The organism is Panacagrimonas sp. (genome assembly GCF_965216805.1).
Classification (GTDB): domain Bacteria; phylum Pseudomonadota; class Gammaproteobacteria; order Nevskiales; family Nevskiaceae; genus Panacagrimonas.
On sequence record NZ_CBDCGN010000003.1, the window covers coordinates 1,591,417 to 1,609,358 of the forward strand.

The window sequence follows — 17,942 nt, forward strand, 5'->3', positions numbered from 1 at the left end:
GCCATGGCCCCCACCGTCGTCAAAGATGGCGCGTTCCGCTTGTTCTTCTTCTCGCGTGAAGAGACGCGGATTCACGTCCATGTCAGCCACGCCGACGGCGAGGCCAAGTTCTGGTTGGAGCCCATGATCTCGCTGGCGCAGAATTTCGGCCTTTCTGCACAGCAGCTTCGTCAGGCTGAAAAGTTGGTGAGAACCCATGAAACCCGCATCCGCTCGGCGTGGACCGAACACTTCGGAAGTTGAGGTGACGCACATCTCGAAGCACGGCATCTGGCTGTTGCTTGGAGAGCGCGAGCTGTTCATGTCGTTCGAGGACTTCCCCTGGTTCCGCGAGGCCACGGTCGGCAACATTCAGGACGTGACCTGGCCCCACCCGCGACACCTATACTGGCCTGGCCTGGATATCGATCTTGCGGTGGAGTCGATCGAAAAGCCTGGAAATTACCCGTTGATCGCGCGCTCCAGTTAGCGCTCGCTGTTGCGGAAAACGCCAACGGCGAGAAGCAGCATCAAGCTCGCGAGGCCAAGCGCGCCACCTCCGCCGCTATCGCTAACGGTGCTATTGGGTGAGCCCGGTGCGCTCGGCGGGATCGGGACGCCGCCGCCACTGCCGCCACCCGAGCCGGAACCGCCGGCATTGCGGCCCGGCACGCTGCGTACGCCGCTGTCGTTGGGGTCCAGATGCGCGTCCAGTCCGGCGTTCCAGGCCAGGTCCAGGCGGCCGAAGAAATCGTCGCCGTTGATGTTGCCACACGAGGCGTTGCCGGCCGACAGCACGCCGACCAGCGAACGATCCTGATTCCACAATCCGCCGCCGGAGGAGCCGCCTTCGGTGGTGCCCTCGGCCCAGCGTACGCGGTAGGCGTCGACGACGGTGGTGCCGGGGCTCAGGACCACCTGTTGATAGGCGCTGCCGCTGTTGTAGACGCTGATGCGCTTTTCGTCGCCGGAAGGGTGATGAATGGCCACGCCGTTCTGCGGCAACTGCGGGGTGGCGTTGAAGCCGGTGAAGTAGGCATTGAAGCCGGCATTGGGCGCGCCATTGAGGCGCAGCAGGGTGTGATCCGAGCGCGCGTGCGAAAACAGCCGGCTCTGTGCGCGCTGGGTCTGCGTGAACGAGCCATTGGGGGTGCCGCCGCAACTGGAGGTCTGGAAGTTGTAATAGACCATCACGTTGGAGGCGTTGGCAGCGGTGATGCCGCAGTGGGTGGCGGTGAGCAACAGCGGATCGCCGTTCTGCGCGGTGTTGTTGATCAACTGGCCCGAGCACAGGGTGATGCTGTCGCCACCCAACAGGCCGCCTCGTACCGGAATCTGCACGTGAACGACCGAGCGGATCTGGTCGCGCCAGTTGTCGCCCTGCGGGCACACCACGTCGATGTTGCAGCTGCCGGATTTAGCGGAAACGCCGCCACGTTCCAGCGCATGGACGCCGTGACCCAGGCTGCCCAGATGCAACTCCACGTTCGAACGCTGCGCCTGCGGCACCCGCAGTTCCAGTAAGGCCTCGTCGCCGGGCACCAGCGCGGTCCACAGGCCGCCGCTGTCGTTGAGGTCGGCGGCAGAATAGGGTCCTTGCACGACCTCGCCGTCCGGACTGGACCAGCGCAGTTGCGCCCCCTCGGGCAAGGCGAGCCGATCGAAGGCTGCCACCAGCAGGGTGGCGCCGACCGACTGCACCCGCGCGCGCCACACCGCGATATCGCCCTCGACCGACCAGGCGCCGTGATCCAGGCCCAGCGATATCGGCACCGAAACCGCCAGCCGTACCGGGTCGCGCGGGCCGCGTTCGGGCAGGGCGCTGCGCACGCGTTCGAGCGCGCTGCGATCAAGCAGGTTGAGCGGCACGGCGTCGAGCAGACGCGAGGGCGAGGCCTGCGACCACGCGCAGAACGGAGTCAGGAGCAGCGCAAGGCTGGCTAGTTGCAGAAAACGGCGCATGCCGACACCCGTCAAAAAGTGATGAATGACTATAGACGAGCAAACTCGCGATCCGGATGCCAACGGTCGGTCGGTGCACGCCGCCGGGTCGGTCGCGCCTAGCCCGCATTTCTCGCGGGGGGATCGGGCGATGGCCGTATGTCGAGGACGTGCAGGCGCGCCATGGCGCCGCGCTGAGGCGAGTGGCGCAGCTATCCGCCGACCACCAGCAGCGCGTCGATCTGCTCCAGATCGGTGACGTCGAGGGTGCCGGCCGCGGCCTTGAGCAGCAGTATCGACAGCAGGTAGTCGTAGCGCGCGCGCGCGTAATCGCGCTGCGCGCTGTAAAGATCGCGCTGGGCGTTGAGTACATCCACCGCGGTGCGGGTGCCGACCTCCAGCCCGGTTTCGCTGGCTTCCAGCGCGGTGGTGCTGGACAGCACCGCCTGGCGCAGCGCGCGCACGCGCGCCGCACCGGCATTGACCGCCAGGTAGGCGTCGCGCGTGCTGCGCTCCACGCCGCGGCGAGTGAGCTGAAACAGGGATTCGAACTGCTCGTGGGTCGAGCGTGCCTGGGATACCCGCGAGCGGGTGGCCAGACCGGCGAAGATGGGCAGGCTCACTTCCACGCCGACGGTCTCGATCTCGGATTCGCCGGTGAAGCGGCCACCATCGGTTTGCAGGTCCTGGTACTGCGCCAGCGCGCCAACGCGCGGCAGGTGCCCGGCGCGCGCGATGTCGATCCCGGTGCGCGCGATTTCCGCCTGCAGGTTGGCGATCACCAGATCCAGGTTGTGGTCGCGGGCGGTATCCAGCCAGCGCTCGCTGTCGGCCGGTTCGGGCAGGCGCAGCGGAATTTCCTCCTGCAGCGGTACTTCGCGATTGGGGCCGGCGCCGGTGATCTCCCGCAGCGCCTCGCGTGCGGCGGCGAGCTGCTGTTCGGCGGTGATCTCCTGAGCCACGGTGAGGTCGAAGCGCGCCTGTGCTTCCTGCACGTCGGTGATGGCCGACAGCCCCACGTCGAAGCGGCGCTGCGCCTGTTCCAGCTGGCGCTCCACCGCAGCTTTTTCCGATTGCGAGAAGCGCAGGTTGTCGGCCGCCGACAGCGCACCGAAATAGGCCTGCGTGATGCGCAGCACCAGATCCTGTTCGGCGCGGCGGAAATCGGCCTGTGCCAGCGCCGCCTCGTCGCCGGCCTGGTCGTAGCGCTTGAAGGCGGCCCAGTCGAACAGGGTCTGGTCCAGCCGCACCGTGAGTGCGCGTGCGGTGCTGTCGCGATCCACCCGTGCCTCGGGCTGACCAGCGAAACCTTCGGTGCCGGTTTCGCTGGAATCCTCGTAACCGTAGCTGGCATTGATCTGCGGCAGCAGCGCGGCGCGGGCCTGCGGCCGCGCCTCGATCGCGGCATCGCGCGCATGGCGCGCGGCCTGCAGACGCATGTCCTGCTGCAGCGCCAGTTCGTAGACCCGCAGCAGTTCGTTGGCGGAGGCCACCGGCATTGCGGTGACGAGCAGGCAGGCGGCTAGGAGTCGGCGCGTGATCATGGTCGGACGAGGGGTTCAGTAGCGCGGCAGGGTAGGGTCGATGGTATCGGCCCAGGCGTGGATGCCGCCTTCGAGATGCGAGACATCGCGATGACCGAGGCGTTCCAGCATCCATCCGGCCTGGGCGCTGCGTACCCCGTGATGACAGTAGATGGCGATGGCGCGGTTCTGCGGGATTTCTCCGGCGTGCGCCGCCAGCTCGTGCAAGAGAATGTTGACGGCGTTGGGCAAGGCGACGTGCGCCACCTCGTCGGGCAGGCGCACATCGAGCAGATAGGCCTGCGGCTGCTGCATCAAGGTGCGAAATTCGTGCGGGGCCAAGGTGCGCAAGGAAGCTCCGAGGGACGGGCCGGGCATTTAGTGTACCGATCAGTTCTGTTTCTAGGCGAATCGTCGCAAGGCGGCAAGCCGGTGGCGGGCTGCTAGCATGCCGCCTACTGTCGGCGGACACAGTCATTCACATAAGAGCCCGCTGGCGCATCGACGACATGGAACCGGATTTCTACCTCGCCTCGCGTTCGCCCCGCCGCATGCAGATGCTGCGCGAGGCCGGGCTGCGCTTTGCCAGTGCGCCGGCAGACCTGGACGAGCAGGCGCGGGCGCAGGAAGCCCCGGCCGCCTTCGCGCAGCGCATGGCGCTGGAAAAGGCGTGCACAGTGTTCGCCGAGGGCGGTGGGTTGCCGGCACTGGGTGCCGACACCGACGTGGCGCTGGGCGAGCGCATCCTGGGCAAGCCGAGCAACCGCATGGAGGCCATCGACATGCTGCTGCAACTGTCCGGTCGCATCCATGAGGTGCACAGCGCGGTGGCGCTGGTGCGCAGGGGCCAGTGCGAGGTGATCGCCACCCGCACCGAGGTTTTGTTCGGACGCATCTGCCGGACCGAAGCCGAAGCCTACTGGGACAGCGGAGAGCCCGCCGACAAGGCCGGTGCCTATGCCATCCAGGGTCTGGCGGGCCGCTGGGTGCGCGAGATTCGCGGTAGCTACAGCGGCGTGGTGGGCTTGCCGCTGTACGAGACGCTGGAGCTGCTGGCGCGGCACGGCATCTGCGCGCGTCGATGAGCGCCCCGTTCGGTTCCGCGTCGCCCGGTCCGCCGCGCTCGGGCGCGCCCCCCGCTCGCACGGCCTGCCTTGCACTTCGCGGGGCGGCCGCATGAGCGCGTGTTTCGCTGAAGGGTTGATGGCGAAGGGACTTACTCGCACGCGCTTTACTCGTGCGTTCTGCCTGCTGGTTGCACTTCGCAGGGTGGCCGCATGAGCACGGAAATCCTGGTCAACATCGGGCAGCAGGAGACCCGGGTGGCGCTGGTGGAGGGCGGCGCGGCGCAGGAAATCTATGTTCAACGTGCGTCCCGGCACGGGCTGGTCGGCAACATCTACAAGGGCGTGGTGCAGCGGGTGCTGCCGGGCATGCAGGCGGCGTTCGTGGAGGTCGGACTGGAACGTACGGCGTTCCTGCACGTGGCGGACATGGTGCCGCTGCCGGTCAACGGCGATGCCCCGCGCGAACTGCCGCCAATCCAGACGCTGCTGCGCGAAGGCCAGGACGTGCTGGTGCAGATTCTCAAGGATCCGCTCGGCAGCAAGGGTGCGCGCCTGACCACGCTGTTGTCGGTGCCCTCGCGCTATTTGGTCCTGCTGCCGTTCGAGCCGCACTGCGGCGCCTCGGCACGCATCGAGGACGAGGCCGAACGCGCAAGGCTGAAGCAGGAAGTGACGCGTATCGCCGCCGAACTGAGTCCCGCGTTCGGGGTGATCGCGCGCACTGCCGCCGAGGGCCAGGAGGGCGAGCCGCTGGCCAATGACCTGCGCTTCCTGCTGCGGCTGTGGACGGCGATCAGCGAACAGGCGCGGGTGTCGCCGCCGCGGACGCTGATCCACGGCGATCTGCCGCTATCGATGCGCATCCTGCGCGATCTGCTCGGTACCGATGTGGAGCGCATCCGCATCGACAGCGCCGAGGAGTTCAAGCGCGTGCAGCAGTTCGCCCGCGTGTTCGTGCCCCACGCGGCGGCGCTGATCGAGCATTACACCGGCGCCGCGCCGATCTTCGATCTGTACGGTGTGGAGGACGACATCGACCGTGCGCTGAGCCGCAAGGTGGACCTCAAGTCCGGCGGGCACGTGGTGATCGATCAGACCGAGGCGATGACCACCATCGACGTCAACACCGGCGGCTTCACCGGGCATCGCACCCTGGAGGAGACCATCCTCAAGACCAACCTGGAAGCGGCGCAGGCCATCGCGCGGCAACTGCGCCTGCGCAACCTGGGCGGCATCATCGTGCTGGACTTCATCGACATGCGGAATGCCGACCACCGCGCGCAGGTGCTGCGCGCGCTGGAAAAGGAACTCAAGCGCGATACCGCGCGCACGCACGCCTACGATTTTTCGCCGCTGGGTCTGGTGGAGATGACGCGCAAACGAGTGCGCGAGTCGCTCGGACACATTCTGTGCATGCCCTGTCCGACCTGCGAGGGGCGCGGATCGATCAAGTCGGTGGAGACGCTGTGCCACGACATTGTGCGCGAGGTCAGCCGTGCCGCGCGGCAGTTCGAGGCCAAGCAGTTCCTGGTGCTGGGGCCGGCGGCGGTGATCCAGCGCCTGACCGAGGACGCCTCGATGGGCCTGGCCGAACTGGAAGCCAGCCTGCACCGGCCGATCCGGCTGCAGGTCGAAGCGGCCTATCACCCGGAGAGCTTCGACGTCGTGCCGTTGTGACGCGTTTCAATGGTGCTCTGGCCGCGTTCAGCACGACGCCGGACGCCGCGCCTAAAATGCCGGTTCTTATGCCCTTTTTACCTCTCAACTCAGCCGCGATGCCGCGAGGGCGCGCATGGAGCGCGTAAAACGTCGCTGGTGGACGGCGGCAGTGACGCTGGTGGCCAGCGTGCTGGTGCTGGGCGCATTGCTGACCGGCCTGTTCCAGGTGGTGATGCTGATGGCGCCCGGCTATCGGCAGGATCTGGCGGAGTACGTGTCGCGGGTGGCGCGCCAGCCGGTCGACATCGGCGGCGTCGGCCTGGGCTGGCGCGGCCTGGCCCCACGGCTGGACCTGACCGACATCACCCTTTACGGCGAGGATGGCAACAACCCGGCGCTGATCGCTGATCGTCTGCGTCTGGGCTTCGGGCTGATGCGCCTGTTGCGCGGCGACACCACGCCGCAGCGGGTGGAGCTGTCCGGCCTGGCGCTGTTCGCGCGCATCGATGCCGATGGTCGCTTCAGCCTGCGCGGGCTGGATACCGCCGGCGGCCCCGCGCGGGGCCGCCAGGAATGGCTGCGACAGCTGGGTCGTTTCGAGAGCGTGCGCCTGAGCCGTTGCGAGTTGCGGCTGGACGACGCGCGCCTGCCCGGTCCCGATCCGCTGTTCCGTCTGCGCGAGGCCGAAGTGCGCTTCGCCGACGGCCGCGGCCAGGCCACCGCCGAATTGAGTCTGCCGCCGGAGATCGGGTCCACGGTCGGTCTGGAAGCGCAGATCGAAGGCGACCTCGAAGAGCCCGACACCTGGAAGGGCCGCTGGCAGGCCCAGGTGGACGATCTGCGCAGCCTGCCCTGGCTGCAGACCTACCTGGCCGACGACGCACAGGTGGTGTTCGACGACACCCTCCTGCATCTGGACGGACGTGTCAGCGGCGGCGCCCTGGCAACCATCGGCGTGCAGCTCGACGCCGGCGCCATCAGCGGACGGCGCGGCGAGTTGGACACCCGCCTGCAGAACATCGAGGTACAGGCCCTGCTGACGCCGCAGGCAAACGGTTGGTTGCTGGAGATGCGTCGCATCGCCCTCTCCGGTGCCCATGGCGCCTGGCCGCAATCGAGCGCGCGCATCCGCCTGCTGCGCGAACCCGGTGCCGCGTCGCGCCTGCAGGCGGACGCCGGGTACCTGCGCATCGGCGACCTCGCGCCCTGGGCCGGTCTGGCCCGGGGCGCCGCGCCCGAGCGACCGCTGTTGCAGGGGCTCGACGGCGCCGTACGCGGCCTGGTGCTGCGCTGGGATCCGGCCGACGACGGCGCCCGCTACAGCCTGCGCGCCGACCTGGACGCGGTGTCGATGCGGGGCGAGGCCCGCCGGCCGGGCGTTGCCGGCCTGTCCGGGGCCTTGTCTGCCACCGAGGCCGGCGGCCGCCTGAGTGTGGTTCAGGCGCCGCTGGTCATCGACTATCCGCACGCGTTTGCCGCGCCGGTGAGACTGGACGGTGTCGACGCCGAGATCGAATGGACACGTCTGGCGGCCGATCAAGGCTGGCAGTTGCAAGCGCCGGAGGTGGTGGCCACGCTGCTCGATGGGCGCGCTGAGGGGGCATTGTCGCTGCGCCTGCCGCCGCAGTTCGACCGCGCCCCCCAGATCGATCTGGACCTGCGTTTGAGCGCTCAGGACGTCACCCGCTTCAAGCCCTATATCCCGCGGTTCTGGCCTGATCCTCTGCGCCAATGGCTGGACCGCGCGGTGGTGCGAGGGCGCATCCCCGACGGTCGCCTGCGGATCAAGGGCGATCTGGCCGGATTTCCGTTTACCGATGCGCCCGGCACGCTGGTCCTGAATCTCGATGCTGCGGGTGGGCAGTTGGCTTTCGCGCCGGATTGGCCGCCGCTGACCGACCTGGCCGGCCGCATCGAGATCAGCGGCAAGGGCCTGTCGGCGACTGCCACCGGCGGCCAGATCATGGGCAACCGCATCGAGACTGGAAGCGCGCGGCTGGAAAGTTTCCGGCAGGCCGACCTGCGGGTGGAAGGCGAGGCCGAGGGCGAAATCGCGCGGTTCTACGACTATCTGCGCGCTTCGCCGCTGGCGCCGCGCCTTGCGGACCTGCTCACGCGCACCGCGGCCACGGGCGAGGCGGTGGTACAGCTGGGCCTGGACGTGCCGCTGCGCGACGTCAAGCAGACCCAGGCGCGTGGGCAGGTGCGGCTGCGCGACGCGCGCATCGATATCGTCGGCGTGCCCGAGCCGGTGGTCGGGGTCTACGGGGATCTCAGGTTCGACAATCGCGGCGCGGAGGCGCAAGAACTGCATGGCGAGGTCTACAACACCCAGGTGCTGGCCTCGATCGAACGCGATGCCACCGACCGGATGCGTCTGCTAGGCCGGTTCCAATTCCAGCCCGATGCGTCCGGCAAGGGCGTCAACCGGTTGCTGCCGCGATTCCTGCGCAGCCATTTGCAGGGGGCCAGCCAGTGGCGCGCCGAACTGCCGTTGCGCGGTGCCGACAGCGGCCGCCTGAGCCTGGCTTCGGACCTGCAGGGCACCGCGGTGAGCCTGCCGCCACCGCTGCAGAAAGCGGCGGACGAGCCCTGGCCGACGACGCTGACGGTGACGACGGGCGCGCAGTTTCCGCTGCGCCTGTCGCTGCAGGTTTCCGATCGCCTGGGCGCCGATCTGGCATTTCTGCGCCAGGGCGACGATCGGAGCCCGCTGTTGCTGGAGCGTGCCCACTTCCGGACCGGGCCGGGGGCGCAGCCTGACGCCGAGGATTACGGCATCCAGGTGGACGGCAGGGCAGAAGAGCTGGATCCGCTGCGCTGGCTGGCCGCGATCAAGCCGCCGGTCGAAGAGGGTGCCGACGTCGACGGGTCGATGGCAGCAGCAGGCGCACTGCCCCTGACTGTCGATCTGGATGTCGGGCGGCTGTGGCTGGGCAATCTGTCGAGCGAAAACCTGCGTCTGCAACATATGCCTGCCGCGGGTGGCTGGTCGACGCGGATCAGCGGTGAAGGCGCCCAGGGCAATATCGATTTTCGTAACGATGCCAGCGGTGGCGCGATCGAGGCGCGCCTGGCGCGCGCGCAGATCGCGTGGCGCGCGCGCGGCAACGGGGCTGCCGAAGCTGCACCCAAGCCACCGACGACGCAGCGGATCGACCCCGCGGCGTTGCCGCAGGTGATTCTGCGGATCGACGATCTGCGCGTCGGCGAGGCCGAACTGGGCGCCTTGGAACTGCGCACCGAGCGCATCGACCACGGTCAGCGCCTGGCGGCACTGCGCAGCGCCGGCCCCGACGGCCAGTTCGAAGCTCAAGGTCATTGGCGTCGTCGCGATGCGCGCTCCTCCGCCGAGCTGAACTTCGATCTGCAGAGCAAGGGGGTGGACGATCTGCTCAAAGGGCTGGGTTATGCGCCCAGCGTCAGCGCGCACGACAGCCGCTTCACCGCCGCCCTGACGTGGCCGGAACAGGCGCCCACCGCGATCCAGGGTTTGAACTGGGCGCTGGCCCGGGGGCGGCTCGATCTGGACCTGGAAGACGGCGCGCTGCGCACGGTGGAGCCCGGCGCCGGCCGCGTGCTGGGGCTCATCAACTTCTGGGCGATCCCGCGACGCCTGAACCTGGATTTCGGCGATGTGCTGTCCAAGGGCCTGAGCTTCGACCGCATGCAGGGGAGCTTCCAGATTGCCGAGGGCGTCGCCAGCACCGACGATCTCGACCTCGACGCGCCGTCGCTGAACATGGAAGTGCGCGGCCAGGTGGGCTTGCTGGCGCGCAACTACGACCAGCGGGTCAAGGTCATTCCCGACGTGTCTGCGGGCGTCACGCTGGGTGCGCTGCTGCTGGGCGGTCCGGCGGCGGGCGTATTGGCGCTGATTGCGCAGGAAGTGCTGGACCAGCCGCTGGACCAGGTCGGCCAGTTGCGCTACCACCTCACCGGAAGCTGGGACGATCCGCAAGTAGCCAGCGTCAATCGCACTGCCTCCGAACCCGCGGTCGGGGGGCGGCCGTTCAATCCTCAGGGAACCCAATGAATCCGATCATTGCCGCCTTGCAGATGAACTCCGGCGACGACGTCGCGCGCAACCTCGCCACCGCCGCACGCCTGGTCGGGCAGGCCGCGGAACAGGGGGTGTCACTGGCAATACTGCCCGAGAATTTTGCCTTCATGGGCGCACGCGAGCGCGACAAGCTGGCGCATGCCGAGGCCGATGGCGCCGGACCGATCCAGGATGCGCTGGCGCAGGCCGCGCAGCGCCACCGCATCTGGCTGGTGGCCGGGACCGTGCCCCTGGCGCTGGCCGACGATCCGGGTCGCGTTGCCGCCGCTTGTCTGGTCTACGACGCGAGCGGCGCGCGGGCGGCGCGCTACGACAAGATCCATCTGTTCGACGTGGAGGTCGCCGGCAGCGGCGGCGCCGAACGTTATCGCGAATCCGCCAGCATCGCGCCCGGCCGCTGGAATCCGGTGGTGGTGGCGACACCCGCAGGCCGGCTCGGCTTGTCGGTGTGCTACGACCTGCGCTTTCCCGAGCTTTATCGCGCGCTGGCCGAACGGGAGGTGGACCTGTTGAGCGTGCCGGCCGCCTTCACCGCCCGCACCGGCGAGGCGCATTGGGAACTGCTGCTGCGCGCCCGCGCCGTGGAAAACCAGTGTCATGTCATTGCTCCGGGCCAGTTCGGCGGGCACCCGGGCGGCCGCTCCACCTGGGGCCACTCGATGGTGGTGGGGCCGTGGGGCGAGGTGCTGGCCTGCCAGGCGCAGGGCGACGCGGTAGTCGCCGCCGAAGTGGATCGCGCGCGTGCGACCGAGCTGCGCGCCAGCTTCCCGGTGCTCCGGCACCGGCACCTGGGCGCGCACTAGCCCGCATTTCTCACAGGGGGATCGAGTGATGGCCGTACGTCGAGGACGTGCAGCGCGCCCGGACGGAGCGAACTCCATAGTGGTTCTATGGGGTGAGTGAGTCCCAAGCGATGCGCGCCGCAGACAGGCCAGCGCCGATCCAGTCGGAGAATCCGCCGACAGTCTGTTTCTGGAGCAAGCTTGAAGAATGCAGTGAGGAGGGGAATAGGCAAGGGATTCTCCGGCGACCTGTGAGAAATGTGGGCTAGGACAGGCGGTCCAGGCGCTGCGGCCGGCGCGTCCCGGCCGCGACGCGGCTTGGTTCAGCCTTGAAAAGGCATTTGCCACGGATTTCACGGACGACGCGGACTGAAAATCGGCGACTTGCCAGCGGCGATCGAGTCGCCCGCTCGGTGAAGCCACGATGCTCGGCAGGTTTGTGTTTCGACCCGCGTTTGTCAGTGTCTATCCGTGTGATCCGTGGCTGATCGCTGTTTTTAGGTTCAGGGTTCCAGCCGCTCGATCAGCCAGCCAGCATCGGTACGCCGGTAACGCAGGCGGTCGTGCAGGCGGCCGATCCGGCCTTGCCAGAATTCCACCGCCTGCGGCCGGATGACGTAACCACCCCAGTGCTCTGGACAGGCCAGAGGCTGACCTTCCCAGCGCGCCGCGTTGGCGGCCAGGCGCCGGTCCAGTTCTTCGCGCGAGGCGACCACCTGCGACTGGTGCGAAGTCAGCGCCCCGAGCTGGGATTCGCGCGGGCGGGTCGCGAAGTAGGCCTGGTTGTGTGCTGCCGGCAGGGTTTCGGCCCGACCTTCCACGCGCACCTGGCGCTCCAGACGGTCCCACCAGAAGGTCGCGGCGACGCCGGGATTGCGCGCCAATTCCTGCGCCTTGCGACCGCGATAGTCGGTATAGAAGCACAGACCGTCCTCGGCAAAGCCCTTGAACAGCACGATGCGAACCGAAGGCCGTCCCGACGGGTCGGCGGTGGCAAGCGCCATCGCGGTCGGCTCGATCATGCCGACGGCGCGGGCTTCGGCGATCCAGTTGTCGAGCAGTGCCATCGGATCGGCGGGCAGGCCGACGGTATCGAGCGGCGGATTGCGGGTGTATTGCATGACGCGATTCTGCCTCAGGCGGGCCACCGCATGCGGGCAGTGGCTGGTCGCGCGCGCGCTGTGCACAATCGCGTGGCCCCTTTGCGGAATTTTGTCGACACCGTGTCCAGACTGCTCGCCGCCCTGCTGTGCTGGCTACTTCTGGCGACGACGGTCCCGGCGCAGACCCTGACGCTCAGCGCCGACGAACAGGCCTGGCTGCAGCAGCACCCGGTGCTGCGACTGGGCATCGATCCCGAATACGCACCCATCGAGTACGTCGACGACGCCGGCGAGTACCGCGGCATGGTGGCCGATTACGTGGCGCTGGTGGCGGCGCGGCTGGGCGTGCGGATCGAGCCGCAGCTCGGTCTGAGCTGGCGCGAAACCTACGCACGCGGCGTTGAGGGCGAGTTCGATCTGTTCGCCTCGGTGGCGCGCACCCCGGAGCGCGAGGACCGCTTTCTGTTCACCGACCCCTACGCAGAGATCGCTTCGGTGATCGTGGCCAGGGCGGAGGAAAAGCGCGTGCTCGACGCCGACGATCTGCTCGGCATGCGGGTGGCACTGGTCAGCGGCTACGCCAATTCGCGCCTGCTGGTGGAGCGGCTGCCGCGCATGAGCGTGCTGTTCGAGCCGACCTACCTGGAGGCGCTCAAAGCGGTCTCCAGCGGCGTCGCGGAGGCGTCGGTGGCACCGGTGCCGATCGCAACCTACCTGATTCAGCGGCACGGGCTGACCAATCTCAAGATCGCCGGCGCCAATCCGGTCGATACCGCCAAGGTTCACTTCATGGTGCCGCGCGATCGCGCCCCGCTGGCCGGCCTGTTGTCGCGTGCGCTGCAGTCGATCACCCCGGCCGAACATCGCGAGATCCAGACGCGCTGGTTCAACGTCAAGCTCGAGGTGGGACTGGACCCGCAGGACGTGCGCAACAAGGCCCTGGGCGGTCTGGTCGCGATGCTGGCGATCCTGATGGCCATGGGTTACTGGGCGCTGCTGATGCGTCGCGAAGTGCGGCGCCGGCGCGACGCCGAACAGCAGGCGCGGGCGGTGGCCAAACGGCTGGAAATCAGCCAGGACGAGGTGCGTAGTGCCAACACGCGGTTGCAGGAAATGGCCGACTCCATCGCCGGTGCGGTGTTCCAGGTACGGGCCGACGGCGAGGGCCGGTTGCGGCTGGAATTTGTCAGCGGCCAGCTGATCTACGACATGGGACTGGACCCGCGCAGCCTGCTTCAGGACCGTGCCGCGGGCTGGACCGAGATGCTCGATCCGGAGGACCACCCCGGACTGCTGCACACCCTGCGCAATGCGGTACGCACGTTGGAACGCTGGGAGTACGAGTTCCGCCTGACCACGCCGGCCGGCCGCCAGTTCTGGCTGCGCGCCGAATCGGTGCCGCGGCGCCTGTCCGACGGCCACGTGGTGGCTAGCGGGTATCTGTCCGATATCACCGAACGCAAATCCATCGAGCGCGCGCTCGAACGCATGCGGGTGGATCTGGCGCGGGCACTGTCCACCACCTCGTTGCAATTGCGTGCGGTGCTGGAAAACTCGCCCGCGGCGATCTGGGCGCGCGACCTGGACGGGGTGTATCAGTTCGCCAACGAATCCTTTCGCCGCGTGTTCGAACTGCCGGCCGGCGAACTGCTGGGGCGCAAGCTTGAAGACGTGTTGCCCAAGCGCCTGACCGAGGCCATGCATGGCTACGACCGCCGGGTGATCGAAACCCGCCGCAGCGCCAATTTCGTCGAGGTGCTGCAACGGCCCGAAGGTCCGCGCTATCTGCTGATGGTGAAATTTCCGCTGATCGACGACGACCGTGTGGTCGCCGTCGGCGGCATGAGTCTGGATATCTCCGAGCAGATGCGTCTGCAGGAAGAACTGCGCCGGCTCAATCTGGAGCTCGGTCAGCGCGAGCAGCAACTGATGCAGCTGTCGCGCAGTTCGGCCATCGACCTGGGCGATCTGGACGCCGCGTTTCATCTGGTGGCGACGGCGGCCTGCAAGGGTCTTTCGGTGCGCCGCAGCAGCATCTGGTTCTGGGATGACGAGCGTGCCGGCATCGTCTGTCTGTGCCTGATCGATCAGGAACAGGCGGATGCCGAGCTGCCGCCACGCATGGAGCGCGACCGCTATCCGCGCTACTTCGACGCTGTCGAGCGCCTGCGCTTCGTGGTGGCGCACGATGCGGTGTCCGACCCGAACACCTCGGAACTGTTCGAAACGTATCTGCGCGAGGTCGGCATCGTCTCCATGCTGGACACGCCGATCCGGCATGGAGGCAAGACCGTCGGCGTACTCTGCTGCGAGCATGTGGGCAGCCCGCGGCGCTGGCGCGACGAGGAGACCTTTTATGCCGGCGCCCTGGCTGACGTGGTCAGTCGCGCCATGAGTGCCGAGCGCGAACAGCAGGCCGAGCGCGCGCTGCGCAGTCTCAATGCCACCCTCGAGCAGCGCGTGGAAGCGCGGACGCGCGAGCTGCGCGAAACCCTGGAAGAGCTGGCCGCGGCGCGCGAGACGGCGGAGAGGGCGTCACGCGCCAAGGGCGAGTTCCTGGCCAACATCAGTCACGAGATCCGCACCCCCATGAACGCCATTCTGGGTCTGTCGCATCTGGCGCAGACGGCGGATCTGAATCCCCGGCAGCGCGACTATCTGACCAAGATCCAATCGGCAGGCCAGACCTTGCTGGGCCTGATCGAGCACATCCTGGACCTGTCCAAGATCGAGGCCGGCAAGCTGCATCTGGAACACATCGATTTCGAGCTGGACAGCGTGCTCGACAACCTCTGCGCGGTCGTCGGCGCTCGGGCCGCCGAGAAACAGCTGGAGTTGATCGTCGACCGGCCGCTGTATCCGCCGCGTCTGATCGGCGATCCCCTGCGTCTGGGCCAGATCCTGATCAATCTGGTCAGCAATGCGGTCAAGTTCACCGAGGCAGGAGAAGTCGAAGTACGCCTGCGTATCGACCAGCAGGAAGGCGGCCGCTGCCGTCTGCGTGCGGAGGTGCGCGACACCGGCATCGGCCTGAGCAAGGACCAGCAGACCCGTTTGTTCCGCTCGTTCGAACAGGCCGACGCGTCCATCACCCGGCGTCACGGCGGCACCGGTCTGGGCTTGTCGATCTGTCGCCAGCTGGTGGAGCTGATGGGCGGGAACATCGGCGTGCACAGCGAACCGGGCCAAGGCAGCCGCTTTCATTTCGATATCGGTTTCGGTTGTCGCGGCCGCCTGCCGCGCGAACGCCTGCTGGCGCCGGACGACGCCGGGCTGCGCGTGCTGATCGTCGAACCCAACGATCGTGCGCGGCATTACCTGGAAAATTGCCTGAGCGAACTGGGCTGGACCGTGCAGACCCACGTGGACGCCGCCGCCGCGCTGGACGGGCAGGCGCCGCCCGGGACCGCCGCGGTGTTGCTGGTGGATCCGCAAAAGCTCACCGACGGCGGCGTGGCGCAATTGCGTCGGCAACTCAGCGCCCGCGCCGATGCGGCCGGCTGGCACATTCTGGCGGTGTCGGCGCAGGTGCCGGACGAGGCGACGACAGCGGTGGACGGTTTTGCGTTCAAGCCGGTCGACCCGTGGAAACTGCACCAGACACTGCTGGCGCTGACCGCGCGTCCGCAACTCCCCGACGCGGTGGCGCCACGGGCGCCGACGAGCAACCAGGGGCTGGACGGTCTGCGTGTGCTGCTGGTCGAGGACCACGAACTGATTCGACAGGTGGCGCTGGAGGTACTGCAGTCGGTCGGTATCGAGGTGACCTGTGCCGACCACGGCGCGGCGGCGCTGGAGATTCTGGAACGGTCGCATTTCGACCTGGTGCTGATGGATTTGCGCATGCCGGTGATGGATGGCCTGGAGGCGACGCGACGGTTGCGCAGCGATCCGCGCTTCAAGGAGCTGCCGGTGATTGCGATGACGGCCAGCGACGATCCGGTCGATCGCCAAGCCTGTTACGACGCCGGCACGGATGATCACCTGTCCAAGCCCTTTGAGGTTGAAGATCTGTTCGACATGCTGCGGCGCTGGTCGGGCCGGCAACCGGCGTCGATCGCCGAAGAACCGTCGTGGAGCGCGGCAGCGGCGCCCATCGACATCGCCACGCTGCCCAACGTCGCGCAGCTCGACGCGCTCGAGGGCCTGCGCCGGCTCGGCGACATCGACCGCTACCGCCGCCTGCTCGCGCAGTTCCTGCAGCGCGAAGCCGACGCCACCGCGCGGATCGGTCGCGCCTGGCATGCCGGCGACAGCGACACCGCGCAGCGCGAAGCGCATTCGCTCAAGGCGCTTGCCGGCACTATCGGCGCGCGCAATCTGGCGCTGATTGCGGCGGAACTCGAATATGTGCTGCGCCGGGCGGGCGATGTCGACACCGCGCTGGCGCGCTTCGACACCGAACTGCGCGGCGTGGTTGATGGCCTGCGAACCTGGTTCGATGCGGCGCAGGCGGCGCAGGCGGCGCAGGCGCACGCCGCACCGGGTCGGCCCGGTGACGTCGAACAGGGTGCACTGCTGAATCAGCTGCGACGGCAGCTGGCCGGCGACGACACCGAGGCGGTGGAGACCGCCGAGGCCTTGGCACGACAGCTGACCGCCCCGGCAGCGACCAAGGCCGTGCGTGCGCTGCAACGGGCGCTCGACGAATACGATTTTGCCCGCGCCAGCGAGTTGTTGCCGGTGCTGGCAGACTTGGTCCCGGAGCAACCAAGACCGCGATGACACCAGGACGATCGATGGAACCCGCAGTCGCCACGCTGGAGCAGACGTCGTCCCCGCAGGACGCGGCGTCGGTGCTGGTGGTGGACGATGTGCCGCAGAACATCGAGGTGCTGTCCGGCATTCTGCGCAGCCTCTACCGGGTGCGGGCCGCAACCAGCGGCGCGCGTGCGCTGGCCATCGCCCGCGGCGATGTGGCGCCCGACCTGATCCTGCTCGACATCATGATGCCGGAGCTGGACGGGCTGGAAGTGTGTCGCCGGCTCAAGCTCGATCCGCGCACCCGCAACATCCCGGTGATCTTCGTCACCGCCATGAGCGAGATCGACGACGAGGCGCAGGGCTTCGCAGCCGGCTGTGTCGACTACATCATCAAGCCGGTCAGCCCGCCGCTGGTGCTGGCGCGGGTGGCGACGCACCTGGCGTTGGCCGATCAGCAGCGCGAGCTGGAACGCCAGGTGCGCGAGCGAACCTCGGAGCTGGAACGCACGCGCTTGGCGGTGGTGCGCTGTCTGGGCAAGGCGGCGGAATTCAAGGACGACGATACCGGCCTGCATGTGATCCGCATGAGTCACTACTCGCGTCTGCTTGGCCTTGCTGCCGGCATGAGCGCATCCGATGCCGAACTGCTGCTGCACGCCGCGCCCATGCACGATGTCGGCAAGATCGGCGTGCCGGATCACATCCTCAAGAAGCCCGGGCGCCTGACACCGGAGGAATGGGAGCTGATGAAACAGCATGTGGAGTTCGGCGGACAGATTCTGGGTCAGACCGATTCCGCGTTGCTGGACATGGCGCGCACCGTTGCCATGTCGCACCACGAGAAATGGGACGGCTCCGGGTATCCGCTTGGCCTCAAGGGCGAACAGATCCCGCTGGTCGGGCGTATCGCCGCTCTGGCCGACGTGTTCGATGCGTTGACCAGCATCCGCCCCTACAAGCGCGCATGGTCGGTGGAAGAGGCGCTGGAGCACATCCGCCGCGACCGCGGCAAGCACTTCGATCCGGCGCTGGTGGACCGGTTGCCGCAGGTGCTGCCGGAGTTCGAGGTCGTGCGCAAGCGGTACAGCGACGCCGCGCTGGGATAGAGTTTCGGCCCCATT

The 17,942-nt window shown here is 67.9% G+C and carries 12 protein-coding genes; 8 read left to right on the plus strand and 4 right to left on the minus strand.

From position 1 onward, the window contains the following. Window positions 1-3 precede the first annotated feature (3 nt). Both ACOOHP_RS20260 and ACOOHP_RS20265 read left to right on the plus strand, forming a co-directional pair. The gene (locus tag ACOOHP_RS20260) at window positions 4-243 is read left to right on the plus strand and encodes a DUF4160 domain-containing protein (protein WP_420468285.1); all 240 of its coding nucleotides are present in this window, start codon (window positions 4-6) and stop codon (window positions 241-243) included. Between the two features lies 1 nt (window position 244). Next, window positions 245-469 carry a DUF2442 domain-containing protein gene (locus tag ACOOHP_RS20265; RefSeq protein WP_420468286.1) on the plus strand — a complete coding sequence of 75 codons (225 nt, stop codon included), beginning with the start codon at window positions 245-247 and terminating at the stop codon, window positions 467-469. On the opposite strand, the gene ACOOHP_RS20270 is transcribed toward ACOOHP_RS20265, so the two are convergent. From ACOOHP_RS20270 to ACOOHP_RS20280, 3 genes are all read right to left on the minus strand, one after another. Further along, on the minus strand, window positions 466-1,941 hold the full coding sequence (locus ACOOHP_RS20270) for a trypsin-like peptidase domain-containing protein (protein ID WP_420468287.1): 1,476 nt from the start codon (window positions 1,939-1,941) through the stop codon (window positions 466-468). The genes ACOOHP_RS20265 and ACOOHP_RS20270 overlap by 4 nt on opposite strands. Before the next feature lie 191 nt (window positions 1,942-2,132). Further along, window positions 2,133-3,464 carry a TolC family outer membrane protein gene (locus ACOOHP_RS20275; RefSeq protein ID WP_420468288.1) on the minus strand — a complete coding sequence of 444 codons (1,332 nt, stop codon included), beginning with the start codon at window positions 3,462-3,464 and terminating at the stop codon, window positions 2,133-2,135. A gap of 15 nt (window positions 3,465-3,479) precedes the next feature. Further along, the gene (locus ACOOHP_RS20280; protein ID WP_420468289.1) at window positions 3,480-3,794 is read right to left on the minus strand and encodes a rhodanese-like domain-containing protein; all 315 of its coding nucleotides are present in this window, start codon (window positions 3,792-3,794) and stop codon (window positions 3,480-3,482) included. Window positions 3,795-3,952: 158 nt separating this feature from the next. Here ACOOHP_RS20280 and ACOOHP_RS20285 point away from each other — a divergent pair, with 158 nt between their 5' ends. The 4 genes from ACOOHP_RS20285 to ACOOHP_RS20300 all read left to right on the plus strand — a co-directional run bounded on the left by ACOOHP_RS20285 (window position 3,953) and on the right by ACOOHP_RS20300 (window position 11,035). Further along, entirely contained in the window at window positions 3,953-4,528 is a 576-nt protein-coding gene (locus ACOOHP_RS20285) for a Maf family protein (RefSeq protein WP_420468290.1), read from the plus strand. Between the two features lie 192 nt (window positions 4,529-4,720). Beyond that, window positions 4,721-6,187 (plus strand): ribonuclease G, encoded by a 1,467-nt coding sequence (gene rng, locus ACOOHP_RS20290; protein WP_420468291.1) that lies wholly within the window; start codon window positions 4,721-4,723, stop codon window positions 6,185-6,187. A 115-nt stretch (window positions 6,188-6,302) separates the two neighbouring features. Then, window positions 6,303-10,205, plus strand: coding sequence for a YhdP family protein (locus ACOOHP_RS20295; protein WP_420468292.1), 3,903 nt, complete (start codon window positions 6,303-6,305; stop codon window positions 10,203-10,205). After that, window positions 10,202-11,035: a carbon-nitrogen hydrolase family protein gene (locus ACOOHP_RS20300; RefSeq protein ID WP_420468293.1), complete on the plus strand. Its 834-nt coding sequence runs from the start codon at window positions 10,202-10,204 to the stop codon at window positions 11,033-11,035. Before ACOOHP_RS20295 ends, ACOOHP_RS20300 begins: the two co-directional genes overlap by 4 nt. 482 nt (window positions 11,036-11,517) lie before the next feature. On the opposite strand, the gene pdxH is transcribed toward ACOOHP_RS20300, so the two are convergent. Next, window positions 11,518-12,135: a pyridoxamine 5'-phosphate oxidase gene (gene pdxH, locus ACOOHP_RS20305; RefSeq protein WP_420468294.1), complete on the minus strand. Its 618-nt coding sequence runs from the start codon at window positions 12,133-12,135 to the stop codon at window positions 11,518-11,520. Between the two features lie 102 nt (window positions 12,136-12,237). On the opposite strand from pdxH, the gene ACOOHP_RS20310 reads away from it, so the two are divergent. Further along, complete coding sequence (locus ACOOHP_RS20310; protein ID WP_420468295.1) at window positions 12,238-16,842, plus strand: response regulator; 4,605 nt, start codon at window positions 12,238-12,240, stop codon at window positions 16,840-16,842. Between the two features lie 14 nt (window positions 16,843-16,856). Further along, window positions 16,857-17,927: an HD-GYP domain-containing protein gene (locus ACOOHP_RS20315; RefSeq protein WP_420468296.1), complete on the plus strand. Its 1,071-nt coding sequence runs from the start codon at window positions 16,857-16,859 to the stop codon at window positions 17,925-17,927. The last annotated feature ends 15 nt before the right edge of the window (window positions 17,928-17,942 follow it).